General features: G+C 72.4%; 24 protein-coding genes. 13 read left to right on the top strand and 11 right to left on the bottom strand.

The features are described from left to right. Window positions 1-289 precede the first annotated feature (289 nt). The 6 genes from DQ392_RS31115 to DQ392_RS31090 all read left to right on the top strand — a co-directional run bounded on the left by DQ392_RS31115 (window position 290) and on the right by DQ392_RS31090 (window position 6896). Window positions 290-1129: a helix-turn-helix domain-containing protein gene (locus DQ392_RS31115; protein ID WP_245982184.1), complete on the top strand. Its 840-nt coding sequence runs from the start codon at window positions 290-292 to the stop codon at window positions 1127-1129. Between the two features lie 56 nt (window positions 1130-1185). After that, window positions 1186-2643, top strand: a complete 1458-nt coding sequence (locus DQ392_RS31110) for an aldehyde dehydrogenase family protein (protein ID WP_114019040.1) — start codon at window positions 1186-1188, stop codon at window positions 2641-2643. 211 nt (window positions 2644-2854) lie between these two features. Beyond that, the gene (locus DQ392_RS31105) at window positions 2855-3427 is read left to right on the top strand and encodes a DinB family protein (protein WP_114019039.1); all 573 of its coding nucleotides are present in this window, start codon (window positions 2855-2857) and stop codon (window positions 3425-3427) included. 74 nt (window positions 3428-3501) lie between these two features. After that, entirely contained in the window at window positions 3502-4104 is a 603-nt protein-coding gene (locus DQ392_RS31100) for a PadR family transcriptional regulator (protein WP_114019038.1), read from the top strand. A gap of 75 nt (window positions 4105-4179) precedes the next feature. Then, window positions 4180-4938 (top strand): MerR family transcriptional regulator, encoded by a 759-nt coding sequence (locus DQ392_RS31095; protein WP_114019037.1) that lies wholly within the window; start codon window positions 4180-4182, stop codon window positions 4936-4938. Between the two features lie 308 nt (window positions 4939-5246). After that, a complete protein-coding gene (locus tag DQ392_RS31090) occupies window positions 5247-6896 on the top strand; it encodes a threonine/serine exporter family protein (RefSeq protein ID WP_114019036.1) in 1650 nt (549 codons plus the stop codon). A 496-nt stretch (window positions 6897-7392) separates the two neighbouring features. Here DQ392_RS31090 and DQ392_RS31085 read toward each other — a convergent pair whose 3' ends face one another. Next, window positions 7393-7881 (bottom strand): inorganic diphosphatase, encoded by a 489-nt coding sequence (locus DQ392_RS31085; RefSeq protein ID WP_114019035.1) that lies wholly within the window; start codon window positions 7879-7881, stop codon window positions 7393-7395. A gap of 133 nt (window positions 7882-8014) precedes the next feature. Between DQ392_RS31085 and dacB the strand changes: the two genes are divergently transcribed. The 6 genes from dacB to folE all read left to right on the top strand — a co-directional run bounded on the left by dacB (window position 8015) and on the right by folE (window position 16262). Next, window positions 8015-9619, top strand: a complete 1605-nt coding sequence (dacB, locus tag DQ392_RS31080; protein ID WP_245982194.1) for a D-alanyl-D-alanine carboxypeptidase/D-alanyl-D-alanine endopeptidase — start codon at window positions 8015-8017, stop codon at window positions 9617-9619. 262 nt (window positions 9620-9881) lie between these two features. Next, window positions 9882-11024, top strand: coding sequence for a zinc-dependent metalloprotease (locus DQ392_RS31075; protein ID WP_114019033.1), 1143 nt, complete (start codon window positions 9882-9884; stop codon window positions 11022-11024). 219 nt (window positions 11025-11243) lie between these two features. Continuing rightward, on the top strand, window positions 11244-12626 hold the full coding sequence (gene tilS / locus DQ392_RS31070; protein ID WP_114019032.1) for a tRNA lysidine(34) synthetase TilS: 1383 nt from the start codon (window positions 11244-11246) through the stop codon (window positions 12624-12626). Window positions 12627-12727: 101 nt separating this feature from the next. Beyond that, window positions 12728-13267 carry a hypoxanthine phosphoribosyltransferase gene (gene hpt, locus DQ392_RS31065; protein ID WP_114019088.1) on the top strand — a complete coding sequence of 180 codons (540 nt, stop codon included), beginning with the start codon at window positions 12728-12730 and terminating at the stop codon, window positions 13265-13267. Window positions 13268-13482: 215 nt separating this feature from the next. Then, complete coding sequence (ftsH, locus tag DQ392_RS31060; protein ID WP_114019031.1) at window positions 13483-15504, top strand: ATP-dependent zinc metalloprotease FtsH; 2022 nt, start codon at window positions 13483-13485, stop codon at window positions 15502-15504. 152 nt (window positions 15505-15656) lie between these two features. Further along, window positions 15657-16262 carry a GTP cyclohydrolase I FolE gene (gene folE, locus DQ392_RS31055; protein WP_114019030.1) on the top strand — a complete coding sequence of 202 codons (606 nt, stop codon included), beginning with the start codon at window positions 15657-15659 and terminating at the stop codon, window positions 16260-16262. A gap of 325 nt (window positions 16263-16587) precedes the next feature. Here folE and DQ392_RS31050 read toward each other — a convergent pair whose 3' ends face one another. The 7 genes from DQ392_RS31050 to DQ392_RS31020 form a co-directional block, all read right to left on the bottom strand. Beyond that, window positions 16588-17076, bottom strand: a complete 489-nt coding sequence (locus DQ392_RS31050) for a DUF3180 domain-containing protein (RefSeq protein WP_114019029.1) — start codon at window positions 17074-17076, stop codon at window positions 16588-16590. A gap of 53 nt (window positions 17077-17129) precedes the next feature. Next, entirely contained in the window at window positions 17130-17726 is a 597-nt protein-coding gene (folK, locus tag DQ392_RS31045) for a 2-amino-4-hydroxy-6-hydroxymethyldihydropteridine diphosphokinase (RefSeq protein WP_114019028.1), read from the bottom strand. Further along, window positions 17723-18082 (bottom strand): dihydroneopterin aldolase, encoded by a 360-nt coding sequence (gene folB / locus DQ392_RS31040; RefSeq protein WP_114019087.1) that lies wholly within the window; start codon window positions 18080-18082, stop codon window positions 17723-17725. The genes folK and folB overlap by 4 nt, the downstream gene beginning before the upstream one ends. A gap of 192 nt (window positions 18083-18274) precedes the next feature. Next, entirely contained in the window at window positions 18275-18802 is a 528-nt protein-coding gene (locus tag DQ392_RS31035) for a nuclear transport factor 2 family protein (protein ID WP_114019027.1), read from the bottom strand. Next, window positions 18799-19734 (bottom strand): dihydropteroate synthase, encoded by a 936-nt coding sequence (gene folP, locus DQ392_RS31030; protein WP_245982180.1) that lies wholly within the window; start codon window positions 19732-19734, stop codon window positions 18799-18801. Before folP ends, DQ392_RS31035 begins: the two co-directional genes overlap by 4 nt. 117 nt (window positions 19735-19851) lie before the next feature. After that, window positions 19852-21351: a PH domain-containing protein gene (locus tag DQ392_RS31025; protein ID WP_425470646.1), complete on the bottom strand. Its 1500-nt coding sequence runs from the start codon at window positions 21349-21351 to the stop codon at window positions 19852-19854. Further along, entirely contained in the window at window positions 21348-21905 is a 558-nt protein-coding gene (locus DQ392_RS31020) for a PH domain-containing protein (protein ID WP_114019026.1), read from the bottom strand. Before DQ392_RS31020 ends, DQ392_RS31025 begins: the two co-directional genes overlap by 4 nt. A 70-nt stretch (window positions 21906-21975) precedes the next feature. Between DQ392_RS31020 and DQ392_RS31015 the strand changes: the two genes are divergently transcribed. After that, entirely contained in the window at window positions 21976-23124 is a 1149-nt protein-coding gene (locus tag DQ392_RS31015) for an NADH-quinone oxidoreductase subunit D (RefSeq protein ID WP_425470644.1), read from the top strand. Window positions 23125-23168: 44 nt separating this feature from the next. Here DQ392_RS31015 and DQ392_RS31010 read toward each other — a convergent pair whose 3' ends face one another. From DQ392_RS31010 to DQ392_RS31000, 3 genes are all read right to left on the bottom strand, one after another. Next, entirely contained in the window at window positions 23169-24515 is a 1347-nt protein-coding gene (locus DQ392_RS31010; protein ID WP_147266600.1) for a hypothetical protein, read from the bottom strand. Window positions 24516-24579: 64 nt separating this feature from the next. After that, window positions 24580-25521, bottom strand: a complete 942-nt coding sequence (locus DQ392_RS31005) for an ABC transporter substrate-binding protein (protein ID WP_114019085.1) — start codon at window positions 25519-25521, stop codon at window positions 24580-24582. Window positions 25522-25636: 115 nt separating this feature from the next. Then, window positions 25637-26425 carry an ABC transporter permease gene (locus DQ392_RS31000; RefSeq protein WP_245982178.1) on the bottom strand — a complete coding sequence of 263 codons (789 nt, stop codon included), beginning with the start codon at window positions 26423-26425 and terminating at the stop codon, window positions 25637-25639. Between the last annotated feature and the right edge of the window lie 3 nt (window positions 26426-26428).

Raw genomic sequence — 26428 nt, 5'->3', positions numbered from 1 at the left:
GGACGTGCTTCCCCGCTGGTGCGGGCGTTACGGCGCACCCGAAGGCCAACTCCCCGGCCGACGGGTCCACTTGTGCCTCCCCCATGGTTCCCAATGCTCACAGCAGATGCAAGGGCAGATGCACGTGCACGCGCTACTTTCCTTCGTGTGTAATCGGGTGGGCACTCAACGAAGCGCGGAGATGGCACACTTCCCCTCGAGCAGGGGTGGAGGGCTGATCGGAATGGCAACACAACCGGCACAGAGCAGCACCGCAGTACCGAAAGGGGCGGGCGGAGCCAGCGGTTCCATGGTGCGGCGCATCCTGCTCGGATCCCAGCTGAGAAGGTTGCGGGAGGCGCGCGGCATCACCCGCGAGGCCGCCGGCTACTCGATCCGGGCGTCCGAGTCGAAGATCAGCCGCATGGAGCTGGGGCGCGTCAGCTTCAAGGCCCGCGACGTGGAGGACCTCCTCACGCTCTACGGCGTCACCGACGACACCGAGCGCGAGCCCCTGCTCTCCCTCGCCCGTGACTCCAGCATCGCGGGCTGGTGGCACAACTACAGCGACGTGCTGCCCGCCTGGTTCCAGACCTACGTGGGCCTGGAGGGAGCCGCCTCCCGCATCAGCACCTACGAGGTCCAGTTCGTCCACGGCCTCCTGCAGACCGACGAGTACGCGCACGCCGTCGTCAGCGCAGGACACCGCACGCCGCTGGCCGAGGACGAGGTCGCCCGCCGCGTGGCGCTCCGCCTGGAGCGCCAGAAGCTGCTGCTGGGGGAGCACGCGCCGCACCTGCTCTGCGTCCTCGACGAGGCCGCGCTGCGCCGCCCCTTCGGCAGCGCGGCCGTCATGGACGCCCAGCTGCTCCACCTCGCCGAGGTCTCCGAGGCGCCCAACATCTCCCTGTACGTCGTCCCGTTCGAGCTGGGCGGCCACGCCGCGGAGAGCGGCGCGTTCACGCTGCTGCGCTTCCCCGAGTCGGACCTCAACGACATCGTCTACCTCGAACAGCTGACCAGTGCGCTGTATCTGGACAAGCGTGACGAGGTGGCGCAGTACGACCAGGTGCTGCGACGACTGGTGGAAATCGGCCTTTCTCCCGAACACACCCGGGATCACCTTCACCGAATCCGCCAACTGCTGTGATCGGCCGGTACGATGACCAGCCAGCAGCATCTCCTTCAACCCCACGAAGGAATGGCATGTCCTACTTCACGGATCTGGCCCTCCAGTGCATAGACGGCCAGTGGCGTCCCGGCACGGGTTCCTGGGACATCATCGACTTCAACCCCTACAACGGGGAGAAGCTCGCCTCCATCACCGTCGCCACCCGCGACGAGGTGGACGAGGCGTACCGCGCCGCGGAACGGGCCCAGCGTGAGTGGGCGGCCACCAACCCCTACACGCGCAGACGCGTCTTCGAGCGGGCGATCCGGGTGATCGAGGAGCAGGAGAGCGCGATCACGGAGGCCATCGTCGCCGAGCTGGGCGGTACCCGGCTCAAGGCGGCCTTCGAGATCCACATGGTCAAGGAGTTCTTCCGCGAGGCGCTCCAGCTCGCGCTGGTTCCGAGCGCTCAGATCCTGCCGTCCTCCGTGCAGGGCAAGGAGAACCGCGTCCACCGCGACCCGGTGGGGGTCGTCGGCATCATCTCGCCGTTCAACTACCCCTTCCTGCTGGCGGTCAAGTCGGCCGCGCCCGCGCTCGCGCTGGGCAACGCCGTCGTCCTCAAGCCGCACCAGTCCACGCCCGTCTGCGGCGGCACCCTGGTCGCCAAGGTCCTCCAGGACGCCGGACTGCCGCCGGGGCTGGTGAACGTCGTCATCACCGACAGCGCGGAGATCGGTGACACTCTCATCGAGCACCCGGTGCCCAAGGTCATCTCCTTCACCGGGTCGGACCGGGTGGGCCGCCACGTCTCGACCGTCGCGGGCCGCACCTTCAAACGCGTCATCCTGCAACTGGGCTCCAACAGCGGCCTGGTGGTGCTGGACGACGCCGATGTGGACTACGCCGTCGACGCCGCCGTCTACAGCCGCTTCGTCAACCAGGGCCAGCTGTGCATGGCGGCCAACCGGATCATCGTCGACCGGCGCCTGGAGCCGGAGTTCACGCCCAAGTTCGTCGAGCGCGTCCGGCGGCTCGTGGTGGGCGACCCCGCCGACCCCGCCACCCACATCGGCCCCCTCATCAACTCCCGCCAGGCCGAGCGTGTGACCGCCATCGTCGAGCAGGCCCTCGCCGAAGGCGCCACCGCGCTGCTGCACGGTGCCGTCGACGGCAACCTCGTCTCGCCCAGCGTGCTCACCGACCTGCCGGTGGCCTCGCCGCTGCTGCACGAGGAGATCTTCGGCCCCGTCGCCCTGGTCGTGGCCGTCGACGGGGACGAGGAGGCCGTCCACGTCGCCAACGACACCCCCTACGGGCTCGCCGGCGCCGTGCACAGCTCCGACATCGAGCGGGGGATCGCGGTGGCCCGGCGGATCGACGCGGGCATGGTCCACGTCAACGACTCCACGGTCGCCGACGAGCCCACCGTGCCCTACGGCGGCGAGAAGCTCTCCGGGCTCGGGCGCCTGAACGGCCCCCAGGTGGTGGAGGCCTTCACCACCACCCGCTGGCTGTCCATCCAGCGGGAACGGAGCACCTTCCCGTTCTGACGCCGTTTCCACACCGGCCGGACCCCGCCACTGGCGCCGGGCCCGGCCGGTTTCTCCTCCCGGTCCGCCGGTCCGCGGATCCGCCGGTCCGCGGGTCCGGCGGACGGGCCGGGCGCTCACGGCGGACGGGAGCTGACCGCGAGGCTTTCTACCGTGGCCTCATCAGCCCGGAAGAACACCGGGAAGGCCGATCAGTGAGGTGGCGAGCAGCATGCCCGTAGTCGTCCGAGCCGAGTCCGCAGGTGACGAGCGTGGAGCCCTTCTGGCCTATCTGGAGGCCCAGCGCGGCGGCCTCCGCCGAGCCCTCCACGGGCTGACCGAGGAGCAGGCGCGCAGCACGCCCGCGGCCAGCGCACTGTCGGTGGCCGGGCTCCTCAAGCACGTCACCGTGGTCGAGCGGGGCTGGTTGCGCACCTTTCGGGGGGTCGAGGCCGCCGAGGCGGAGAAGCAGGAGGAGTGGGAGAACAGCTTCACGCCCACCGAGACGGAGACGGCGGCGGAACTGATCGCGTTCTCCGAGCGGGTCGGCGCCGAGACCGAGGCGGCCGTGCGGGCCCTCGACTCGCTGGACGAGACGTTCGTCGTCCCGCCGGCGCCCTGGGACAAGGGCGGGGAGTTCTCCTGGCGCTGGGGGCTGCTGCACCTGATCGAGGAGTTCGCCCGCCACGCGGGTCACGCCGACCTCGTCCGCGAGACGATCGACGGCAAGGGCGCCTTCGACCTGGTCTTCGAGACAGGGGCGATGCCCGAGCCCGACTGGTCGGCCTGGCAGTCCGGGGAGTAACCTCCGTGATCCGCTGACTGGTCAAACTTGACCAGGGGGCGCGGAGACAAGGGACTCAACACGCAGGGGAAGCGATGTCGGCGATCCGGCTGCTGGTGCTGGGAGACGTGCGCCTGCGCGGACGGGCGCACGGCTACCAGGTCCGAGGAGACCTGGAGTACTGGGGCGCGCACGAGTGGTCCACCGCCAAGCCCGGGTCGGTCTACCACGCGCTCAAACAGCTGGCCAAGCAGGACCTGCTGCTCGCGCACGACATCGCCCCCAGCACGGCGGGCGGCCCCCCGCGCACCGAGTACGAGATCACCGCGGCCGGTGAGGCGGAGTTCTTCCGGATGCTGCGGCACGCGCTGACCGCCACCCGCGAGAAACAGGAACTGCTGACCTCCGCCATCGGCTTCCTCGTCGACCTCCCGCGCGGCGAGGCCATCGACCTGCTCGCACAGCGCGTGGCCGCACTGGAAGGCTGGCGGGACGAGGTCACCGCGAGTTGGAGCCCCTCCAGTGCCGTCCCCGAGGAGGAGGGCCACATCGGGGAGATCATGAAGCTGTGGGTCCGCACCGCGGACAGCGAAGCGGCCTGGGCCCGCGAGCTGATCGGCCGCCTGGAGAGGGGCGCCTTCGTCATGGCGGGCGAAGGCGCACGCGACCTCAGCGTCCTGTCCGACAGCCCGGCGTAGGGAAGCGGAAGCCCCTTGCACCTCACGTGGCGTGAGGGGGCACCGTGGACTGCCGTAAGCGAGAAGGAGGCGGAAGTGAGCCACTCCGTCGGGCAGGTCGCAGGGTTCACCGGGGTCACCGTGCGCACGCTGCACCACTACGACGAGATCGGACTGCTGGTGCCCGGCACCCGCACGGCGGCCGGGCACCGGCGCTACACCGACACCGATCTGGACAGGTTGCAGCAGATCCTCTTCTACCGGGAGCTGGGCTTCCCCCTGGAAGAGGTGGCCACCTTGCTGGACGACCCGGACGCCGACCCGGTCGGCCATCTGCGCCGTCAGCACACCCTGCTGACCGCGCGGATCGGCCGGCTGACGGAGATGGCCGCCGCCGTGGAACGCGCCATGGAGGCACGGAAAATGGGCATCAACCTCACCCCCGAAGAGAAGTTCGAGGTCTTCGGCGACTTCGACCCGGACAGGTACGCAGAGGAGGCCGAGCAGCGCTGGGGCGGCACGCCCGAGTGGCGGCAGTCGCAGCGCAAGGCGGCGTCGTACACCAAGGACGACTGGAAGGCGTTCACCCGCGAGATGGACGCCATCCACCACGCCATCGCCGACCGGCTGGCGGCCGGCGACCCGCCCGACGCGCCCGCCGTGATGGACCTCGCCGAGGAACACCGCCGCTTCATCTCCCGCACCAGCTACGAGTGCGGCCACGAGATGCACACCAGGCTCGGCGAGATGTACGTGGCGGACGCCCGTTTCACCGCCACCTACGAGGCGATCAGGCCCGGGCTCGCGGTCTACATGCGGGACGCCATCGCGGCGAACGCCGCGCGCGCCGCCTGATCCCGCGCCACCTCGCACGACTCCGCTCCACCCCGCACGACCCCGCTTCGCCTCTCCCGTTGCGCCGCCCGGCTGCTTTCCGCAGCCGGGTTTCGCACGTCACACCGCCTCGCGGCGCCGACTGCCTTTTCATCCCCCTGAGCAGGGGGACCTTTGGGGGGAGGATCACGCTTCATGCTCCACTGTGAGGTAAAACGCTTCCGGCACGTGGAACCGGCATCGTTGGACACCGCGTCCGTGGTGTGGCACTGCTGGAAAGATGAGGCGTACCGCGCGTAAGGCGCAAGAAGGTAAGGAGCGGACAGAACGTGGTGGGGCAGCCCAAGGGAAACGGCGACGCCGCAGAGCAGGGCGGTGAGTCGGAGGACGCCAGGACGTCCTCCGAAGAGTCGCGGAGCGCCTTCACCGCCCCCATGGGCGTGCCGCTTCCCCCCGTCCCCGAAGAGGAACACCCGACCTCCGAGTTCACCCTCCCCGAAGGGCTCAAGACACCCCCGCACTTCGAACACGGCAGCGCCTTCACCCCGCCCGAGGGCGTCCCCGTCGTCGGCCCCCTCGCCAAGCCGGGCTCGCCCTGGCAGGACCGCATGCGCTCCATGGTCCGCATGCCGCTGGCCGAACGGCCCGTACCCGAGAGGCCCGCACGCACCGAGGAAACCGAGAGCGGACCGCCCCCACCCCGCGTCCTCGACCTCACCCTGCGTATCGGCGAACTGCTGCTGGCCGGCGGCGAAGGCGCCGAGGACGTCGAAGCCGCCATGTTCGGCGTCGCCCACGCCTACGGGCTCGACCGCACCGAACCCACCGTCACCTTCACGCTGCTGTCCATCACCCACCAGCCCTCACTGGTCGACGACCCGGTGACGCTCAGCAGGACCGTACGGCGGCGCGGCACCGACTACACGCGGCTCTCCTCCGTCTTCGGCCTCGTCGCCGACATCACCCAGGGCGACGTCTCCCTGGAGGAGGCATACCGGCGCCTCGCCGAGATGCGGCGCAACAGGCACCCGTACACCAAATGGGCGCTCAGCGCCGCCAGCGGCGCCCTCTCCGGTGCGGCGTCCCTGCTCGTCGGCGGCGACGCGCTGGTCTTCTTCCTCGCCGCGCTCGGCGCCGTCCTCGGCGACCGCCTCGCCTGGCTGTGCGCGGCGCGCGGACTGCCCGAGTTCTACCAGTTCGCGGCCGCCGCGATGCCGCCCGCCGGCATAGGGGTCAGCGTCGCGCTGCTCTCCCAGCACACCGACACCAAGATCCAGGCCTCGGCCGTCATCACCGGTGGCCTCTTCGCGCTGATCCCCGGGCGGGCGCTCGTGGCGGCCGTCCAGGACGGGCTGACCGGCTTCTACATCACCGCCGCGGCACGCCTGCTGGAGGTCGTCTACCTGATCGTCGGCATCGTCTGCGGCGTGCTGATGATCCTCTACGTCGGCGACCGGCTGCACGCCCAGCTCACCCCGGACGTCGTCTACCACGCCAACCGGCCCGTCACCCAGCTGCTGGCCTCGATGCTGCTGACACTGGCCTTCTGCATCCTGCTCCAGCAGGAGAGGCACACCATCGTGCTGGCCACGCTCAACGGAGGCGTCGCCTGGCTGATCTTCGGGGCGCTCTCCACCGCGGGGGTCAAGCCCGTGCCCGCCACCGTGATGGCCGCCGGACTCGTCGGCCTCTTCGGCCAGCTGCTGTCCCGGTACCAGTTCGCGTCCTCTCTGCCGTACATCACCGCGGCGATCGGGCCGCTGCTGCCCGGTAGCAACACCTACTTCGGGCTGCTGAACATCGCGCAGGAGGACGTCAACAAGGGGTTCGAACACCTGGCCACCGCGGGGGCGCTGGCCCTGGCCATCGCGATCGGGGTGAACCTCGGCGGGGAGCTCGCCAGGCTGTTCATCAAGACCCCGGGCCAGGAAACCCCCCTCCCCGGCCGCCGTGCCGCCAAACGCACCCGCGGCTTCTGACCTCCACCTGCATCGGGCCTCAGCCCCCGCATCCAGTCGCCGGCCCGTCTCTCACTCAAGAGGGAGGTATGAAATCCCCCGGGGGCTCCTAGGTCGTGTCTTCAAAGTCCCGCCTGCCTGGCGGCGCCTGGCACGCACGCTCGCGGCGTTGTCGTCGGTCGCCGCTTCCCCCAGGGCTCGGCTTCGCTCGCCCCGGGAGGTGCCCCCACGCAGGGACTCCCTCCTCCGCCTTGCGAGCGCACGCACCAGACACCGCCAGGCCCGCCCTGCGGGCGGACGCCGCTACTTTGAAGACACTCCCTAGGGGGGGCGGAGCCCCCGTAGCGGGGGGCAGTCGGGGGGCAGCGCCGCCCCAACGCCTGGTCGGCGAGACCCCGGGGGGCTTGGGGGGAGGAGCCCCCCAACAGAGCGCAACACCCGCAGGGGTGGGCGGCCCCACGGAGAGGGGAAGGCCATGGGGGCCCGCCCCCGAAGGCGCGGCAACAGACGAGGAAGCTCAGTGCCCGGCGGCAGCCAACCGCTTGATGGACGCCTCGACCTCGGACTCCGCCTCAGCCCGCCCCACCCAGTCGGCACCCTCGACGGACTTGCCGGGCTCCAGGTCCTTGTAGACCTCGAAGAAGTGCTGGATCTCCAGCCGGTCGAACTCGCTGACGTGGTGGATGTCGCGCAGGTGCTCCATCCGCGGGTCGGAGGCGGGCACGCACAGCAGCTTGTCGTCGCCGCCGGCCTCGTCGGTCATGCGGAACATCCCGATGGCGCGGCACTTGATGATGCATCCGGGGAAGGTGGGCTCCTCCAGCAGGACGAGCGCGTCGAGCGGGTCGCCGTCCTCGCCCAGGGTGCCGTCGACGAAGCCGTAGTCCGCGGGGTACACGGTCGAGGTGAACAGGTGGCGGTCCAGGCGGATGCGGCCCGTCTCGTGGTCGACCTCGTACTTGTTCCGCGAGCCCTTCGGGATCTCGATGGTGACGTCGAACTCCAAGGGAGGCTCCTTGTGTATAGATCATGATGAGATCAGCACTCGTGTGCCCTGGGGGCCGTCCCCCAGAAGAACTCCAGTCTGGTGATTAAGTGTCCCCCACGCACATGTGTGCTCGCGAAAGGGGCTGGTCGTGGTGCATGACGCCGTGGCGAAGGTGCGTGACACCGCGAACCGGGCATACGGTTCCGCCTCCCGGACGGCCCGACGGGTGCGTGGTCGCGCCCGGTCCTGCGCGCGAGCGGCCGGGCGTCGCTGGCGGGCCGCCGCCCCGCAGCAGCGTCAGACCGTACGGCTGAGCGCCGCCTCCGCCGCGCTGGGACTCGTGGTCGCGCTGGTGGCGGTGGCCGCCGCGGGGCCGTGGGACTCGGGTCAGCGTACGGCCGAGCGGGTGTGGGCGGCCCGGCAAGGGGCGGGAAGTGGCGGGGACCACACGCCCGGCGGGGGCCCGGCTGTGCTCACGGCGCCGCAGGTGCTGGCCGCGGCCGGGCCGACGGCGCGCCGGGACGGGGGAGAGGGCGGGCCGCAGAGCGGTTCGGGCGTGACCCGCCCCGAGCAGGTGCCGCCGCCCACGGCCTCGGCGCTCGCCGACACGCTCGAACCGCTGATCGAGGACGGGGCGCTCGGCACGGTGCGCCACGCGTCGGTTGTGGACGCCGTCACCGGACGGCAGCTGTTCTCGAAGGGTGCCTTTGAGGTCTCCGCGCCCGCCTCCACGGTCAAGCTGGCGACGGCCGTCGCCGCGCTGAAGGCCCGGGGGGACACCTACCGCATCGCCACCAGGGCGGTGGGTACCGGCGACCGCGTCACCCTGGTCGGCGGCGGCGACCCCACGCTGACCGAGGGCCAGGTCGAGGATCTGGCCGAGGAGGCGGCCCGCGCCCTGGAGAAGAAGGGCGTCGAAGACGTGCGCGTCCGCTACGACACCTCGCTCTACGAGGGGTCCGAGCAGCACCCCATCGCACCCAACGAGAACATCGCCCGGGTCACTCCCCTGATGGTGCAGGAGGGCAGGAGCGACGGCAGCGACCACGGCCCCGCACCCCGGGCCGCCGACCCGGCGCGGGAGGCCGCCGCCCTGTTCGCCGACCGCCTGCGGGACGCGGGCGTCACCGTCGAGGGCGAGCCGAAGAAGCGCACGGCGGCCCAGGAAGCGCACCCGCTCGCCGTGCACCGGTCGCAGCCGCTGAGCGCGCTGGTCGAGCGGATGCTCACCAACAGCGACAACGACATCGCCGAGGCCCTCGCCCGTCAGACGGCACTGGCCGAGGGCGCCGACGCGAGCTTCGCGGGGGCGGGCCGCGCCGTCGAGGGGATCCTAGAGAGGCTCGGCCTGCCCGTGGAGGGGGCACGCTTCGAGGACGGCAGCGGCCTCGACCGCGGCGACCGCGTCTCGCCCGCGCTGCTGACGAGGCTGCTCACTCTGGCGGCCGACCCGCACCGTCCAGGGCTGCGCACCGTCCTGACGGGACTGCCCGTCGCGGGGTTCAGCGGCACGCTGGACGACCGCTACGGTGGCGAGCGGGGCGGGCCGGGCGCGGGCCTCGTACGGGCGAAGACCGGCACGCTGACCGGGGTGAACACGCTGGCGGGCACGGTGGTGGACGCGGACGGGCGGATGCTGGCCTTCGCCTTCATGACCAGCGGCGCCCCGGGCGCCGACGCGGCGGAGAAGTCGCTCGACCGCATGGCCTCGACACTCGCCAACTGCGGCTGCCGCGACTCGCCGTCCGCGGGCTGAGCCGGCCGCATACCGCGGCCGCCCTGACTCGCCGTGGCTGAGCCGCCCCACGCGACAGCGCGACCGGTCCGCTCCGGTGCCGCGACCGGCCTCGTCCCGGGCCGCCGTCGGCCGGCCTGGTAACGCCACCGAGCGGCGGGTACCCCGCGAAGAGCCGGCCCGCGCCGCCGGAAAACCCCGGGGAAGCGGGCCCGCGCCCTTAGGGGACGCCTGGTCCTCCGGTCGGCTCCCGGACGGGGCGCACGGCACGTACGGTGAAGGAATGACGAGCCTCGGTGGTGTGGAGATGGTCGACTGGAATCTCGCGGTCTCGACCGCGACCCGGCTCGGGCGACCGGGCCCTGAGGTGAGCCGGGAGGAGGCGCGCGGCATCGTCGCGGAGCTGCGGCGGCACGCCTCGGCCTCCGAGGAGCACGTGCGCGGCTTCACCAAGCTGCGTCCCGCCGGCGAGCAGGCGGACACCCCTGTCCTGGTGGTGGACCGGGCCGGCTGGGTGAAGGCCAACGTCGCGGGCTTCCGCGAGCTGCTCTCCCCGCTGCTGACGAAGGTGCGGGAGCGCCGTGCCGGGATGCCGGGCGGCGCCGTGCTGGGCGCCGTCGGCGGCAAGGTCACCGGCGTCGAGGTCGGGATGCTGCTGTCGTTCCTCTCCTCGCGGGTGCTGGGCCAGTACGAGACGTTCGCGCCCGCGGGCCGTGACCTGCCGGGCGGCGCCGACGGCGGTGGACGTCTGCTGCTGGTGGCGCCGAACATCGTGAGCGTCGAGCGGGAGCTGAAGGTGGACCCGCACGACTTCCGGCTGTGGGTGTGCCTGCACGAGGAGACGCACCGTACGCAGTTCACGGCCGTGCCCTGGCTCCGTGACCACCTGCGGATGGAGATCCAGGCGTTCCTGGAGCAGACCGACATCGACCCCTCCACGCTGCTGGAGCGGATCAGGGAGGCCGCGCAGGCGCTGAGCGGCGGCAAGCCGGGGGAGGACGAGCAGGGGTCCGAGGCCGGGGCCGAGGAGAAGCCCAGCCTCGTCGAGCTGGTGCAGACCCCCGCCCAGCGCGAGGTCCTCGGCCGGCTGACGGCCGTGATGTCGCTGCTGGAGGGGCACGCCGACTACGTGATGGACGGGGTGGGGCCGCAGGTCGTCCCGTCGGTCACCGAGATCAGGGAGAAGTTCCAAAAGCGCCGCGCGAGCGGCGCGAGCCGCCTCGACCTGGCGCTGCGCAAGCTGCTGGGGCTGGACGCGAAGCTGCGCCAGTACCGGGACGGGGAGCGGTTCGTGCGCGCCGTGGTGGACGAGGTGGGCATGGAGGGGTTCAACCGGGTGTGGACCTCCCCGAACACCCTGCCGACGAAGGCGGAGATCGCCGAGCCTGCCGAGTGGATCGCGCGGGTGCACCGCAAGGCCGACTGAGGCGCCGGGGGGCGCTTCGGACGCTGTTCCAATCACTCTTCCGAGGGACCGTGTGGGCGGGGTACGCGTGCGATGCTCGGGGAACAGGGTCCGTCTCTGTCACCATCAGCATACTCAGCGTGATAAGAGTCGGCCTTCAACTCCCCCCAAGCGCCCGAGTACCGCGGAGCCCCCACCCGCGGTGTAGGCGCAGATCCTTGACGAGGAAGTGAATCGGACATGGGTCCCCACCCCGCGGTCGCCGCGATACGCCTGGCGGTACGCCGCACACTCCACGACGTGCTCAGCGCGCAGGGCCCGCAGGGCGGGCAGGTGGCCGCCGCCGGCAGCGCGGCCCCCGCGGCAGAGCCCGCGGCCCCGACCCCCACGGCAGCGGTCCCCGCGGCCTCGGCCCCGGCGGCCCCCCGCGCCGCCGCCCCCGCCGAGCCGCTGCCGCCGCTCGTCCTGGTGGCCTGCTCCGGCGGCGCCGACTCCATGGCGCTCGCCTCGGCGCTCGCCTTCGAGGCCCCCCGCCTCGGCGTGCGCGCGGGAGGCGTCACGGTCGACCACGGCCTCCAGGCCGGCTCCGCCGAGCGTGCCGAGGACGTCGCGGGCCGCCTCACCGACCTCGGCCTGACCCCCGTCGAGTCGGTCGCCGTGCACATCGCACGTACCAGCACCGGGCCCGAGGCGGCCGCGCGTGAGGCCCGCTACGCCGCGCTCGACGAGGTCGCCGAACGGTACGGCGCGGCCGCCGTCCTGCTCGGCCACACCCGGGACGACCAGGCCGAGACGGTGCTGCTCGGCCTGGCACGCGGCTCCGGCACCCGCTCGCTGTCCGGCATGGCCGCCGTCTCCGGGCCGCACGGCCGCTACCGGCGTCCGTTCCTGGGCGTGGACCGCCAGACCACCCGCAAGGCGTGCATGGTCCAGTCGCTCCCGGTCTGGGACGACCCGCACAACGCGGACCCCGCCTACACCCGCTCCCGGGTGCGCCACGAGGCGCTGCCCGCGCTGGAGAAGGCGCTCGGCAAGGGCGTGATCGAGGCACTGGCGCGTACGGCCCAGCTCTCCCGTGACGACGCCGACGCGCTGGACGCCTGGACGGACGACGCCGAGCGCGCGGTCCTGCGCACCCCGCAGCAGGCCGCCTCGCCCGAGGACACCTGCGAGGCGGCGCCCGTGGGCCGCTCCGAGAACACGTGTGAGACGGCGCCCGGCCCCCGTTCCGAGGACGTGCCGGGGTCGGCGCCGGGGCCCCGCGCCGAGGCGGACCCGGTGGCGGCGGTATACGGGCAGCAGCCCGGCTCCGAGGCGGCGGCGGGCGCGGTGGTGCGGTCCGTGACCGCGCAGCCGGGCGACCCCGTCGCCGGATCGGACGTACGCGTGGAACTGGATGTCGCGCGGCTGTACGCGCTGCCGCCCGCGGTGCGCCGCCGGGTGCTGCGCCGGGCGGCCATCGAGGCGGGCTCGCCCCCCGGCTCCCTCTTCGCCCGGCACATCGAGGAGATGGACCGGCTGTTGACCGCCTGGCGCGGCCAGCGGGCGCTGAACCTCCCCGGGCGTGTGGAGGTCGCACGGCAGGGTGGCAGACTGGTCATTCGGCGCGGCTCACCGAACTGACCGGCGTCCCGGCACCACCCGGGTCGACCGTCCGGTCTCCCGGCGGGTCGGGACCTTGGCGGACTCGACGAGCGAGAGCGGCACGGGTGGACGAGAAAGACATGGGCACGGACCTGGAGTCGGTGCTGGTCGGCAAGGAAGAGATCGACGCGAAGCTGGCCGAGCTGGCCGCGCGGATCGACGCGGAGTACGCGGGCAAGGACCTGCTGCTGGTCGGGGTGCTCAAGGGCGCGGTCATGGTGATGGCGGACCTGGCGCGGACGCTGTCCACCCCGGCGACGATGGACTGGATGGCGGTCTCCTCCTACGGAGCCGGAACCCAGTCCTCGGGGGTGGTCCGCATCCTCAAGGACCTGGACACCGACATCAAGGGCAGGCACGTCCTGATCGTCGAGGACATCATCGACTCGGGCCTGACGCTGTCGTGGCTGCTGTCGAACCTCGGCTCGCGCGAGCCCGCCTCGCTCAACGTGTGCACGCTGCTGCGCAAGCCGGACGCGGCCAAGGTGGCGATCGACGTGAAGTGGGTGGGGTTCGACATCCCCAACGAGTTCGTCGTCGGCTACGGGCTGGACTACGCGGAGAAGTACCGCAACCTCCCCTTCGTCGGCACGCTCGCCCCGCACGTCTACGGCGGCTGACGCATTTCGTACAGGCTTCCGGTTCGCGAATCCCCGGCGCTCCGTACGGGATTCCGGGCCGGGAACACAGGGACGGTTCCCCTCGTTGGACGTTCGGAGGACGGTGTGGTTGACCGTCCTCGGCGGCGCCGGGTGACAATGCTGGGGTACCGTCCGAAGGTCAGGCTTTTCAACTCACTGTGGCAGGAGGGACGGGGCGCACGCGCTCCGTATGGATGGACGTGAAGCGATACTTCCGCGGGCCGGTCATGTGGATCGTGCTGGCCGTCCTTGCCGTGGTCGTGTTGATGCAGGTCGTCGGCTCGTCCGGCGGCTTCAAGACGGTGGACACCGGCCAGGTCGTACAGGCGATCCGACAGGACAAGGTGAAGTCCGCCGAGCTCACCACGGGCGACGAACAGATCGTCAAGCTGGAGCTCAAGGACGGCGCCAAGGTCGAGGACAGCGACAAGATCAAGGCGAGCTACATCGACGACCAGGGCGTCGACATCGCCAAGGAGCTTCAGCAGAAGTACGACCAGAAGGAGATCCCGAAGGGATACACGGTCGCACCGCAGAAGCAGAACCCGTTCGTCGGGATGCTGATCTCCTTCCTGCCGTTCGTGCTGATCATCGTCATCTTCCTGTTCTTGATGAACCAGATGCAGGGCGGCGGCTCCCGAGTGATGAACTTCGGGAAGTCCAAGGCCAAGCTCATCACCAAGGACACCCCGAAGACGACGTTCACCGACGTGGCAGGTTCGGACGAGGCCGTCGAGGAGCTCCAGGAGATCAAGGAGTTCCTCCAGGAGCCGGCCAAGTTCCAGGCGGTCGGTGCCAAGATCCCCAAGGGCGTGCTGCTCTACGGCCCCCCGGGTACGGGTAAGACACTGTTGGCCCGCGCCGTCGCGGGCGAGGCCGGCGTGCCCTTCTACTCGATCTCCGGCTCCGACTTCGTCGAGATGTTCGTCGGCGTCGGCGCCTCCCGGGTGCGCGACCTGTTCGAGCAGGCCAAGGCCAACGCGCCGGCCATCGTCTTCGTCGACGAGATCGACGCCGTCGGCCGCCACCGCGGCGCCGGCATGGGCGGCGGCCACGACGAGCGCGAGCAGACGCTGAACCAGCTGCTGGTCGAGATGGACGGCTTCGACGTGAAGGGCGGCGTCATCCTGATCGCCGCCACGAACCGGCCCGACATCCTGGACCCGGCGCTGCTGCGCCCGGGCCGCTTCGACCGGCAGATCGCCGTCGACAGGCCCGATATGCAGGGCCGCCTGGAGATCCTCCAGGTCCACCAGAAGGGCAAGCCGATGGCGCCCGACGTGGACCTGAGCGCGGTCGCCCGGCGCACCCCCGGCTTCACCGGTGCCGACCTGAGCAACGTCCTCAACGAGGCCGCGCTGCTCACGGCCCGTGGTGACCAGAAACTGATCGACAACAAGTTTCTGGACGAGGCGATCGACCGCGTCGTGGCGGGACCGCAGAAGCGGACCAGAATCATGAGCGACAAGGAGAAGAAGATCACCGCGTACCACGAGGGCGGACACGCCCTGGTCGCGGCGGCCTCACCGAACTCCGACCCCGTTCACAAGATCACCATTCTGTCCAGAGGCCGGGCCCTGGGCTACACGATGGTGCTCCCCGACGAGGACAAGTACTCCACCACGCGGAACGAGATGCTCGACCAGCTCGCCTACATGATGGGCGGCCGCGCGGCCGAGGAGCTCGTCTTCCACGACCCGACCACGGGCGCGGCCAACGACATCGAGAAGGCCACGACCACGGCCCGGGCGATGGTCACCCAGTACGGCATGACCGAGCGGCTGGGCGCCATCAAGTTCGGCTCCGACCAGTCCGAGCCCTTCCTGGGCAAGGAGATGGGCCACCAGCGCGACTACTCCGAAGAGGTCGCCGGGCTGGTGGACGAGGAGGTCAAGAAACTGATCGAGACGGCGCACAACGAAGCCTGGGAAATCCTGGTGGAGAACCGCGACGTCCTCGACAACCTCGTCCTGGCCCTGCTGGAGAAGGAGACGCTGAACAAGGAGGAGATCGCCGAGGTCTTCGCCCCCGTCGTCAAGCGTCCCGGCCGCCCCGCGTGGACCGGCTCCTCGCGGCGCACCCCCTCCACCCGGCCTCCGGTCTCGGCGCCGCCCGCCGCGCTGACGGGCGGTAACAACGGCACCAACCTCGGCAAGGAGATCGGTCCCCGGGACTCGGACGCCATCGTCGAGCCCGTGGACCCGGACAACGGGTAATCCCAGGCCGGCGGGGTAGCCCCGCGGCCGGGAGACCACCGGCGGAATGTCAGCCGCGCCCCTCGCGTTGACGCCTGGGGCGCGGCTTTCCGCTGTGTGCACGCAAGGGCTGAGGTCGAGCCTGCTGTGCGAGTCAAGGAACGAGGGACCACATGACCGACCCGGTGACCCTGGGCGGGGATCGCCCGATAGGCGAGTTCGACGAGAAGCGCGCCGAGAACGCCGTACGCGAGATCCTCATCGCCGTCGGTGAGGACCCCGACCGCGAGGGCCTGCTGGAGACCCCGGCGCGGGTGGCGCGGGCGTACCGCGAGATGTTCGCGGGGCTGCACCAGCGCCCCGAGGACGTGCTGACGACGACGTTCGACCTGGGCCACGACGAGCTGGTCCTGGTCAAGGACATCGAGGTCGTCAGCCAGTGCGAGCACCACCTGCTGCCGTTCCACGGCGTGGCACACGTGGGCTACATCCCCGCCGCCAGCGGGAAGATCACCGGCCTGTCGAAGCTGGCCAGGCTGGTCGACGTGTTCGCCCGCCGACCCCAGGTGCAGGAGCGGCTGACCACCCAGATCGCCGACTCGCTGATGCGGATACTGGAGCCGCGCGGGGTGATCGTCGTCATCGAGTGCGAGCACATGTGCATGTCGGTGCGCGGGGTGCGCAAGCCGGGCGCCAAGACGACGACCTCGGCCGTCCGCGGCCAGCTCCGCGACGCCACCACACGCGCCGAGGCCATGAGCCTGATCCTGGCCAAGTAGCCGCCGGCCCGCCATGAAGCAGGTGGCTCGCCACGCGGCCGCCGACCCGCCCAGGAGCCGGCGGCTCGACGGAAACCGCTGAGCGCTCGGCTCGGAACGCGCCCGGCGGGGCGCTAGGGAGTGTCTTCAAAGTAGCGGCGTCCGCCCGGAGGGCGGGCCTGGCGGTGTCTGGTGCGTGCGCTCGCAAGGCGGAGGAGGGAGTCCCTGCGTGGGGGCACCTCCCGGGGCGAGCGAAGCCGAGCCCTGGGGGAAGCGGCGACCGACGACAACGCCGCGAGCGTGCGTGCCAGGCGCCGCCAGGCAGGCGGGACTTTGAAGACACGACCTAGGCGCGGGATGTCGGCGGGCGGTGGTCCTCGTCGTCGTCGGGAAGGCGGCAGACGCGTTCGAGGTAGACGGCGGCCGCTATCACCGCGATGCCCGCGACGACGGAGAGGCCCGCGTAGAGGGACTGGCTCGCGCGGGCCGGCACGTCGGCGCGCTCGGTGATCAGGAAGAGCCCCGCACCGCCGTACATGCCGGAGACCAGCGCCGCGACCAGGGCGCTCGCCTGGCCGAAGAGGGCGGCGCGCGCCGGCATCATCGGATCCACGCCCTCGGCGTCCGGCTCCCGCTCCCGCTGCGCCTTCAGCTTGGAGCGCAGCGACAGCGCGGTGGCCAGCAGGACCGCCGCGATGGCGCCGAGCACGATGGGGGCGGCGACGGGGACGCCCGGCAGCGTGCCCAGCGAGTCCCAGAGCCTCGCCGCGCCCCACGAGAGCACCCCGGCGACGGCGAAGAGCGCCGCCAGGGTGCGGACTCGGAGTTGGTTCATCGGTCTTCCACCTCGCGGGGGTGCGGTGTCGGCAGCGGCACGGGCACCAACGCTCAGGAGGGCAGGACGAGTTCCAGGTCGGGACGGGCGGTGATGCCCTCCCGGCCGAGGGAGGCGAGCAGGGCCTCGATCGCACCGTGACCGGGAACCTCCGCCGCCGGGTCGATGTCGTGCCAGGGCACGAGGACGAACGCGCGCTCGTGCGCCCGCGGGTGGGGCAGGGTGAGCTGCGGGTCGTCGGAGACGATGCCCTGGTAGGCGACGATGTCCACATCGATGGGGCGCGGCCCCCAGCGCTCCTCGCGTTTGCGCTCCAGCGCCTCCTCGATGGCGTGTCCGCGCTCCAGCAGCGAGGAGGGCGGCAGGGTGGTCCTCACGACGACGATCGCGTTGAAGTAGCTGGGCTGGCTGTCGGTCTCCACGCCCCACGGTTCGGTCTCGTAGACCGGGGAGACGGCCTTGACCTTCAGCCCCGGGGTGTCCGCGAGTGCGTCGACTGCGCTTTGCAGGGACTCCAGCCGGTTGCCGAGGTTGCTGCCCAGCGACAGGATCGCGGTGTTCGGGTTGTGCAGGGTCGTGTCGGCCGCATCCACCTGCTGCACCACCGAGGCGGGCACCGGCTGTACGGTCGGGTCACTGTTCGGCGTCATGCGCGGCTCCGCTTGATAGTGATGGTCACGTCTTCGAAGGGGACGGTGATCGGCGCCTCCGGCTTGTGGACGACCACCTCGACCTCCTGGACGGCGTCGTGCCGCAGGCAGGTGTCGGCGATCCGCTGGGCGAGCGTCTCGATCAGGTCGACGGGTTCGCCCGCGAGCACCGCGGCGACCTCCTCGGCGACGACGCCGTAGTGGACCGTACGGGACAGATCGTCTCCCGTCGCGGCCGGGCGCGTGTCGAGGCCCATGTCGAGGTCCACGACGAAGGTCTGCCCCCGCTCGCGCTCCTGGCTGAACACGCCGTGATGCCCACGCGCCGTGAGGCCGCGCAGTGCGACGCGATCCACGCGCATCACTCCCGTCGGTCGTACGAGTCCGGTACCGGCGTACCGCGGCACCGGACCGAATCTACCCGCGTGCTCGGCGGCTCGCGGCGCCGCCTACCCCACAGCGTCGGAGCCCACGCGCGCATTCCCGGCCGGCGGTCTTCCCACGGGAGCGGCCGGCTCCCGCCGAGGGCGGCAGCCGGCCGAGGGGGCTCAGAGCTCGATGTCGCCCTGGCCGAGGTCTCTCTCGTCCTCGCCGGGCCCGTCCTCGTCCTGCTCGACGAGGACGGGCGAGCCGTGGTGGGACCACAGCTTCCACTCCCCGCCCTCGGTACGGCGGAAGACGTTGGTGGCCACCACGAGCCCGCCCACCAGGGGGCCCGCCGAACCGTCCTGTTCGGCGGGGCCTCCGGAGAGGATGTTCTCCGTGCAGCTCACCAGGGCGGTGTCGCCGAGCACGGAGACCTCGGTGTCCGTCAGGAAGAACTGCACGTAGTCGGTGTTCGCCATGATCAGGGCGTAGGAGCGCAGTACCTCGCCGCGCCCGGTGAGCACCGGCCAGCCGGGGTGGACGACGCGGACCCCGTCTTCGCCCTCGCCGCCTTCCGGGTCCGCGGGGTCGTCGGTGCCCTCGCCGAGCCACATGCCCGACAGCGCCTCGAGGTCGCCTCGTTCGATCGCGTCGTAGAGCGCGGTGTTGGCGGCCTCGACCGCCTCGATGTCGGCGTCGGTGCCGGTCACCGCGGTGCCTCCGCGGGGCCTGGGTCCTCCGGGGCCTTGCCCTGCCGTCCCAGGGTGTCCGCAAGCGCGTCGGCGGCCGACTCGACGGCGCGCGCGACGCGCACGGCGTCGGCACTGGCGCGCACCTCGTGGACCCGTACCGCCCACGCCCCCTCGCGCGCGGCCAGCGCCGAGACGGCGGCCGTGGCGGCGTCGCGTTCCCTGGCGGGCGGCGGCGCCGTGTCCTTGTCGTCGGCCAGCACCCGGCCCAGGAAGCGTTTTCTGGAGGCGGCGACGAGCAGCGGCCGGTCCAGTTCGGCCCGCAGCCTGGCCAGCGCCGCGACGAGGGCGAGGTCGTGCTCGGCGCGTTTGGCGAAGCCCAGACCCGGATCGAGCAGGATACGGGCCGGGTCGATGCCGCCGTCCACGGCGCGGCGTACCGATCCTGCGAGCTCGTCGACGACCTCGCCGACCACGTCGGTGTAGGCGGCGCGGTTGTTCATGTCGATGCTCTGGCCGCGCCAGTGCATCACCACGAACGGCACGCCCGCCTCGGCGACGACGGGCACCATGGCGGGATCGGCGAGACCGCCGCTGACGTCGTTGACGAGGACCGCGCCCGCCTCGAGTGCCCGTGCCGCCACGGTGGCGCGCATCGTGTCGACGCTGACGACGGCCCCTTCGCCGGCCAGTCCGCGCACGACGGGCAGCACCCGGCGCAGTTCCTCGTCCTCGCTCACGCGTGCGGCTCCGGGGCGGGTGGACTCACCGCCGACGTCGATGAGGTCGGCGCCCTGCGCCACCAGGTCGAGTCCGTGCTTGACCGCGGTCTCGGTGTCGAACCAGCGCCCCCCGTCCGAGAACGAATCGGGGGTCACGTTGACCACACCCATCACCGCGCAGCGGTCCCACTCGGGGAGGCCGTCCACGCGGCCCCGCGTTCTCGCACCCATGTGCCCAGGGTAGGCGTCCGTCGGACACCAGGCGGCCCCAGGCCGCGCGGAGGGTCGCACCCCGGCGGCGCCGGGCCCGTCCGTCCCGGCCCGGGCCGCCTGCGCCGGGGGTGCCGGTCAGTCGCCCGGTGGCGGGCCCGGTGCGGTCAGCCAGCGCTCCGGGGCGGCCGTACGGCGCCCGGTGCGGGAGCGCTCCGCCTGGGCGCCCAGCAGGGCGTCGGCCTCCTCGGCGTCGCGCAGCCTGGCGCGGGTGGTGCCGCCCGCGCCGTGGTCCAGCGAGACGTCCGCCAGCCGGTGCCGGCGCTGCCAGGGGCCCTGTTCCAGGCGGACGCTCTGCACCTTGGCGTGCGGCACGAGGGTCGTGCGGCGCTTGAGGAGTCCTTGGCGGGTGACGAACACCTCGCCGGTCACCCCGCACCCGTAGCCGCGCCGGGCCACCGGGGCGCACCAGCGGGCCCGCCGGGGCACGGGCGTGAGCGCGGCGGTGGCGGCGTCCAGGTCGACACCGGGCAGCACCCGGGCGAGGACCGCCGCGGCCTGCGGCCACGGGGCGACGGGGAGGAGCACGCCGCCGCTGTCGTCCTTGGCGGGGTCCCTCGCGCCCGCGACCGCCAGCTCCACCCGCGTCCAGCCCCGCCGCCGCCACAGCAGCGGTTCGACGAGGTGGACGGCCTGTACCCGGCCGGGCGGCACGGTGGCGTGCCGGCGATCCAGCAGCCCGGAGTCGAGGCGGAGACCGTCGGGCGACTCGGCGACGGTCCAGTCGAACTCGCGGATCACCCGCCCGGCGCCGCTGGCCCACACCCCGCCGGCCAGCGGAAACGCCGTCGCCAGTGCGGGCCACACGCTGTCCGAGGCCAGGTAGATCAGCGGCGGCATGACGAGCAGCGCGATCAGCGTCCCCCACCCGGCGCCCAGCAGCGCCACGCTCGTCACCAGCGTGCGCAGCGGCACGCGCAGCAGCTCGCGGGAGGGCGCCTCGCCCGCCTCGGCGGCTGCCTCGGGCGCGATCCCGGCCGCACGGGCCAGCAGCTCGGCGCGCAGCGCGACGGCGTCCCGCTCGCCGAGAAACGCCAGCTCGTCCTTGGACTCGGTGCCGACGGCGTCCAGCTTCAGCTTGGCCACACCCGCCACCCGGGCCAGCAGCGGCCGGGCGACGTCGACGGCCTGCACGCGGTCGAGGCGGATGTGCGCGGTGCGGCGGAAGAGCAGACCTGTGTGGATGCGCAACTCGGTGTCCGTGACCAGGTAGCTGGTGCACCACCACGTCAGGAAGCCGTACGCGGCGGCCGCCGGCAGCAGCACCAGCAGGCCGAGGGCCACCCACCCGGCCGTCAGGTGCGCGGACCACTCGCGGGCCTGCTGTGCGTCGTGCGCCACGAACGCCAGCAGCGCGGCGAGCGGCGCCCAGGCCCGGCGCCAGGGCGTGACGGGGTGCAGCGGCTTTCCCTCGGGCCGCCGCGGCAGCCACCGCGGCCCGGGCTGGCGGGCCTCGCCCGGGGGCTCCGGCCGCCCCGCGTCGCCCTGCGGGTCCGGCGTGCGGCTGCCGCCCCGGGGATCCGGCTCGCCGCCGTCGCTCCGCGGTCCCGGCTCGCGGGGCCCCGCCGGGCCGGTCACAGCCCCGCCGAGCGGGCCTCGCCCAGCTGGGTGAGCCGGTCGCGCAGCCGCGCGGCCTCCGCCGGAGCCAACCCCGGAATGGTGGCGTCCGTCGTCGCCGCGGCGGTGTGCAGCTGGAGCCGGGAGAGCCCGTAGCGGCGCTCCAGCGGTCCTGACGTCACCTCGACGAGCTGCATCCGCCCGTACGGCACCACCGTCGTCTCCCGCCACAGCACGCCGTGCGCGATGAGCAGGTCGTCGGCGCGCTCCGCGTACCGCCACGAGCGCCAGTTGCGGTGCAGCGCGCCCCACCCCCAGGCCGCCGCCGCGAGCGGCAGCAGCGCGCACGACGCCCACACCGCGCCGAGCGTCAGGGCGAGCACCACCCCGGCCGCGACGGCGAGCGGCAGCAGCGAGCACAGCAGCACGAGCCTGCGCAGCGGCAGCAACGCCCGCTCGACGCCGCGCCACTCGGGCGCCGCCTCGCCGGGCGTCGCCTGGCCGGGTGCCGCCTCGCCGGGCGCCGCCTGGCCGGGTGCCGTCTCGGCGGACGGAACGGAGGTGGGGTCGGTCATCTGCTCAGCGTACGAGCGGGCGCCTGGAGGCCGTGTCCACCGCGAGGAGGAAGCTGACAGGATGAGTCTCATGACTCAGACGGAGACGACCGTTGGTATCGGCGGGGCGGCCGAGAGCACCGACATGGTGCTCAACATCGGTCCGCAGCACCCCTCCACGCACGGCGTGCTGCGGCTGCGGCTGGTCCTGGACGGGGAACGCATCGAGCGGGCCGAGCCGGTGGTCGGCTACATGCACAGGGGAGCGGAGAAGCTCTTCGAGGCGCGCGACTACCGCCAGATCATCGTGCTGGCCAACCGCCACGACTGGCTCTCGGCGTTCTCCAACGAGCTGGGCGTCGTCCTCGCCGTCGAACGGATGCTCGGCATGGAGGTGCCCGAGCGCGCGGTGTGGACCCGCACCCTGCTGGCCGAACTGAACCGGGTGCTCAACCACCTGATGTTCCTCGGCTCCTACCCACTGGAACTGGGCGGGATCACGCCGGTCTTCTACGCGTTCCGGGAGCGCGAGGAGCTCCAGAACGTCATGGAGGAGGTCTCCGGCGGCCGGATGCACTACATGTTCAACCGCGTCGGCGGGCTCAAGGACGACCTCCCGGCCGGCTGGCGCGACCGCGCACGGCACGCGGTGGCCGCCGTCCGCTCCCGCATGGGCACCTTCGACGACCTGGTCCTCGGCAACGAGATCTTCCGCGGCCGGACCCGCGGGGTCGGCGTGCTCAGCCCCGAACTGGTGCACGCGTACGGCGTCAGCGGCCCCCTCGCCCGCGCGTCCGGCGTCGACTTCGACCTGCGGCGCGACGAGCCGTACCTCGCCTACGGCGAACTGGCGGACACCCTGAAGGTCGTCACCCGCCAGGACGGCGACTGCCTGGCCAGGTTCGAGGTGCTCCTCGACCAGGTGCACAACTCCCTCGACCTGGCCGACGCCTGTCTCGACCGGCTCGCCGAGCTGCCGCCCGGGCCCGTCAACCAGCGGCTGCCCAAGGTTCTCAAGGCCCCCGAAGGCGCCACCTACGCCTGGACGGAGAACCCGCTCGGGCTCAACGGCTACTACCTCGTCTCCAAGGGCGAAAAGACGCCCTACCGGCTCAAGCTGCGCTCCGCCTCGTTCAACAACATCCAGGCACTGACCGAACTGCTGCCCGGCACGCTGGTCGCGGACATGGTCGCGATCCTGGGATCCTTCTTCTTCGTCGTCGGCGACATCGACAAGTAGTCGCGGGCCCGGCCGCACGCCAGGGCCGCACGGCACGGACGGGCTCAGGGACGCGAGCCGCTCCCGCGCCTGCTGCGGCCGAAGAAGTCGAACCCGCCGGTGTCGCCCTCGCGCCCGTCCGGCTCGGCGTCACCCTCGTCGGGATCCCTCCTGCTCGCGGGCGTCGCCTGCGGCGGTACGGGGGACGCCGGTGCGACGGGCCCGGCGGGAGCGGCCGGAACGGCGCCGGCCCCCGCGCTTCCGGCGGCATCCGTTGCGGGCACGGCACGAGCGGGCGGCAGGGGGCCGGGCCCCGAGCTCCGGCCCGCACCCCCACCAGAACCAGCACCTACGCCCGCCCCCGGCCCGGCGTCCGGCACCGGGCTCGCGTCCGGCAGGGGGCTTGCGGCCGTCCCCGGACCTGCGGCCGTCCCCGGAACGGCGTCCGCCCCTGCGGCCGCAACGGTGCCCGAACCCGGAACGGCATCGGTGCCCGGGTCGGCGTCCGCCCCCGCGCCCGGAGCAGCACCTGCACGCGGAGCGGCGGTCGCGCCCGGGGCGGCGCCCGCACGCTGGTCGCCATCCGCACGCGGGGTGGCGTCCGCTCGCCGGGTCGCGTCCGTGCTCGGGGCGGCATCCGCACGTGGGGCGGCACCCGCGCTCGGGGCGGCCTGCGCACGCGGGCCGGTGTCCGCGTCCGCGGCGCGGTCCGCGTCCGGGGAGCCGGCCTCCGGGGCCGCCGGCGCGGACGGCCCGGGGAGGCCCTCCCCGTCCGCGTGCCGCCGAGCCTCAGCGGCACGCTGCCGCACCACGTTCCTGGCCAGGGCGGTCAGCGCCTCGTCGGCCCGCAGGTAGGTCAGCGGGGTGGGGGCGCCGGAGGTGTGGCGGTGGTCGGTGGCGTCCTTGGTCAGTGCTTTGCTGCCTCCGGCGGGGGCGCCGGACTCCAGCTCCAGCAGCCTGCGGCCCTCCAGCGCGCTGGCGCGCCGGGTCTCGGCGTGCGCGTAGCGGCGCAGCAGGTCGGCGTGTTCGGAGCGGAGCCTGGTCAGCTCGGCGCGCTTCCCGCGGAGCTTGCCGGCCAGTTTGGCGCGGACCTCGCGCAGCTCTTCGGCTTCGCCTTCCAGTTCGGCCTGTTTCTCCTCGGCCCGCCACGCCGTGCTGGCCATCCGCGCCTTGAGGTCGCCGACCTGTCTGCCCGCCGCCCGGTCCCACCGGCGGAGCAGCACTGCTCCGGTGACGGCTGCGGCGGCCGCGGCGGTGGCGAGGGCTCGCAGGACGACGGTGTCGAGGTCGCCGACGCCCGGTTCGCCCACCAGCCAGGTACCGCCGGCGCAGGCCAGCGCTGCCACCGCTACCGCCGCCGGGGGGAGCAGGCGGTGCAGCGGCGGGGAATGGCGATGACGTCCACGTGGCATGGCTGGGAATTTACCGTGTGCGGCTCGTGCGGCGACACCGGCCGAGGTCGCCGCGGGGGTGTCCTTATGCCAGTTTCTTCTCCGCGAGGTAGTCCTCGGCGACGTCCTTGGCCTTCTTGCGTTCCTGGTCGACCTGGCGGTTGAGGTCGGTCAGGTCCTTGGTGGTCAGGGTGCGGGTGAGTTCGTCGAGGGCGCCTGCGACCTTCGTCTCGCCCGCGTCGTCGGCGTTGACGACGGGCAGGACGTTGTCGGCGTTCTGGAGTTTCTTGTCGTCGTCCAGGATGACCAGGCCGAACTGGTCGAGGGTGGCGTCGGTGGTGGTGGTCAGGACGAGTTGGTCCTTGCCGTCCTTGACGGCCTGTTTGGACTGGCTGGTGCCCACGCCCTTGGGGTCGATGCCCTTGACGTCGATGCCGTAGGTCTTCTCCAGGCCCGGCTGGCAGAAGGGGCGGGTCTCGCACTCGTCGCCCGCCGCGACGGTGACGCTCTCCTTGGACGCGCCCAGGTCGCTGAGGGTCTTGAGCTTGTGTTTCTTGGCGTAGTCGGCGGAGACGGCGAACGCGTTCTGGTCCACCGCCTTGCCCGCGTCCAGGACTTTGAGGCCGCGGGGTTCGGCCAGCTTCCGCAGGGCTTCGACGGTCTTGTCGGCGTTCGGCGAGGCGACGGGATCCGCCTTGGGGCCGTTCTTCTTCGCGTTGAGGAACTCGGCCATCGTCGCGGCGTACTCCGGTACGACGTCGATGCGGCCCTTTTCGAGCTCGGGCGCGTACAGCTCGCGGTTCTTGACGTTCTTGACGCTCGTCTTGTAGCCGGCTTCGGACAGGACGCCGGCGTACAGCTCGGCGAGGATCTCCGATTCGGTGAACCCCGCGGAGCCGATGACGAGGCTGCCCTTGCCGCCACCGCCGCTGCCGCCTTCCTTCTCCAGGTCGTTGCCGCCGCAGGCGGTGAGCGAGAGGGTCAGTGCGGCGACGGCGCCGCCCGCGGCGAGGGCGCGTCGGCGCATGGGGGCGCGCCGGGTGGTGGAGGGGCGTGGCGCGCGCGGGGTGGTCGGGGTGGAGGCCATCATGCGTCCATTCGTCCGGATGTCTGTGGTCGTGTTCGGGCGTGGGCGGCGGGTGTCAGGCCGCGGAGTGCGAGGGTGCCGGGGTCTTGCTGGTCAGGCCGCCGCTGTCCGGTCCGCCGCCGCCCGTCCCGTCCGCGCCGTCGCCTTCGCCGCTTTCCGCGGCGGCCCGGCGGGGTCCTGGGCCGCGCCGCATCGGGTCCAGCAGCCGCTCGACGAGTGCCAGCGCGCGCTCCACCAGCAGCGCCAGGACGGCCACCAGCAGTGCTCCGGCGACCACCTGGGCGGTGTCGTAGTTGCCGAACCCGGCGGTGATCAGCCGCCCGAGGCCGCCGCCGCCGGGCAGCGCGGCGAGCGTGGCGGTGGCGACGAGCTGGACGGCGGCCGTCTGGATCCCGGTCATGATCAGCGGCAGCGCGAGGGGGAGCTCGACCTGGCGCAGCAGCTGCCACCCCGTCATGCCCATGCCGCGGGCGGCTTCGACGACCTCGCGGTCCGCCTCGCGTACGCCCGTGTAGGCGTTCGTCAGCAGCGGAGGCAGCGCGAACAGCACCAGCGCCACGATCGTCGCCCAGTCGCCGTGCCGGCCCAGCGGTCCCATCGAGAGCAGGACCAGCACGGCGAAGGTGGGGATCGCGCGGCCCGCGTTGGACAGGTTGACCGCGAGCGCGCCGCCGCGCCCCACGTGGCCGAGCCACAGCGCCAGTGGCAGGGCGATCGCGCAGGAGAGCAGCAGGCAGACGCCCGTCAGGTAGGCGTGTTCGGTGAGGCGCTGGAGCACCCCGCCGTTCTCCGTCCAGTGGGATCCCGTGGTCAGCCACGTCCACACGTCGGTGAAGATGCCCATGGC

The organism is Streptomyces reniochalinae (genome assembly GCF_003323735.1).
Taxonomy (GTDB): domain Bacteria; phylum Actinomycetota; class Actinomycetes; order Streptomycetales; family Streptomycetaceae; genus Streptomyces; species Streptomyces reniochalinae.
The sequence above is the reverse complement of the archived record's forward strand: the minus strand, read 5'-3'. Positions and strand labels throughout refer to the sequence as shown.

Bases quoted from the DNA above. Each gene is read 5' to 3' on its own strand.
- folP (WP_245982180.1), bottom strand. From the start codon at position 19,734: ATGGGTGCGAGAACGCGGGGCCGCGTGGACGGCCTCCCCGAGTGGGAC.
- folE (WP_114019030.1), top strand. From the start codon at position 15,657: ATGACCGACCCGGTGACCCTGGGCGGGGATCGCCCGATAGGCGAGTTC.
- ftsH (WP_114019031.1), top strand. From the start codon at position 13,483: ATGGACGTGAAGCGATACTTCCGCGGGCCGGTCATGTGGATCGTGCTG.
- DQ392_RS31020 (WP_114019026.1), bottom strand. From the start codon at position 21,905: ATGACCGACCCCACCTCCGTTCCGTCCGCCGAGACGGCACCCGGCCAG.
- DQ392_RS31015 (WP_425470644.1), top strand. From the start codon at position 21,976: ATGACTCAGACGGAGACGACCGTTGGTATCGGCGGGGCGGCCGAGAGC.
- DQ392_RS31005 (WP_114019085.1), bottom strand. From the start codon at position 25,521: ATGCGCCGACGCGCCCTCGCCGCGGGCGGCGCCGTCGCCGCACTGACC.
- tilS (WP_114019032.1), top strand. From the start codon at position 11,244: ATGGGTCCCCACCCCGCGGTCGCCGCGATACGCCTGGCGGTACGCCGC.
- DQ392_RS31100 (WP_114019038.1), top strand. From the start codon at position 3,502: ATGTCGGCGATCCGGCTGCTGGTGCTGGGAGACGTGCGCCTGCGCGGA.
- DQ392_RS31010 (WP_147266600.1), bottom strand. From the start codon at position 24,515: ATGCCACGTGGACGTCATCGCCATTCCCCGCCGCTGCACCGCCTGCTC.
- DQ392_RS31050 (WP_114019029.1), bottom strand. From the start codon at position 17,076: ATGAACCAACTCCGAGTCCGCACCCTGGCGGCGCTCTTCGCCGTCGCC.
- DQ392_RS31105 (WP_114019039.1), top strand. From the start codon at position 2,855: ATGCCCGTAGTCGTCCGAGCCGAGTCCGCAGGTGACGAGCGTGGAGCC.
- DQ392_RS31115 (WP_245982184.1), top strand. From the start codon at position 290: ATGGTGCGGCGCATCCTGCTCGGATCCCAGCTGAGAAGGTTGCGGGAG.
- DQ392_RS31000 (WP_245982178.1), bottom strand. From the start codon at position 26,425: ATGGGCATCTTCACCGACGTGTGGACGTGGCTGACCACGGGATCCCAC.
- DQ392_RS31110 (WP_114019040.1), top strand. From the start codon at position 1,186: ATGTCCTACTTCACGGATCTGGCCCTCCAGTGCATAGACGGCCAGTGG.
- folK (WP_114019028.1), bottom strand. From the start codon at position 17,726: ATGACGCCGAACAGTGACCCGACCGTACAGCCGGTGCCCGCCTCGGTG.
- hpt (WP_114019088.1), top strand. From the start codon at position 12,728: ATGGGCACGGACCTGGAGTCGGTGCTGGTCGGCAAGGAAGAGATCGAC.
- DQ392_RS31075 (WP_114019033.1), top strand. From the start codon at position 9,882: ATGACGAGCCTCGGTGGTGTGGAGATGGTCGACTGGAATCTCGCGGTC.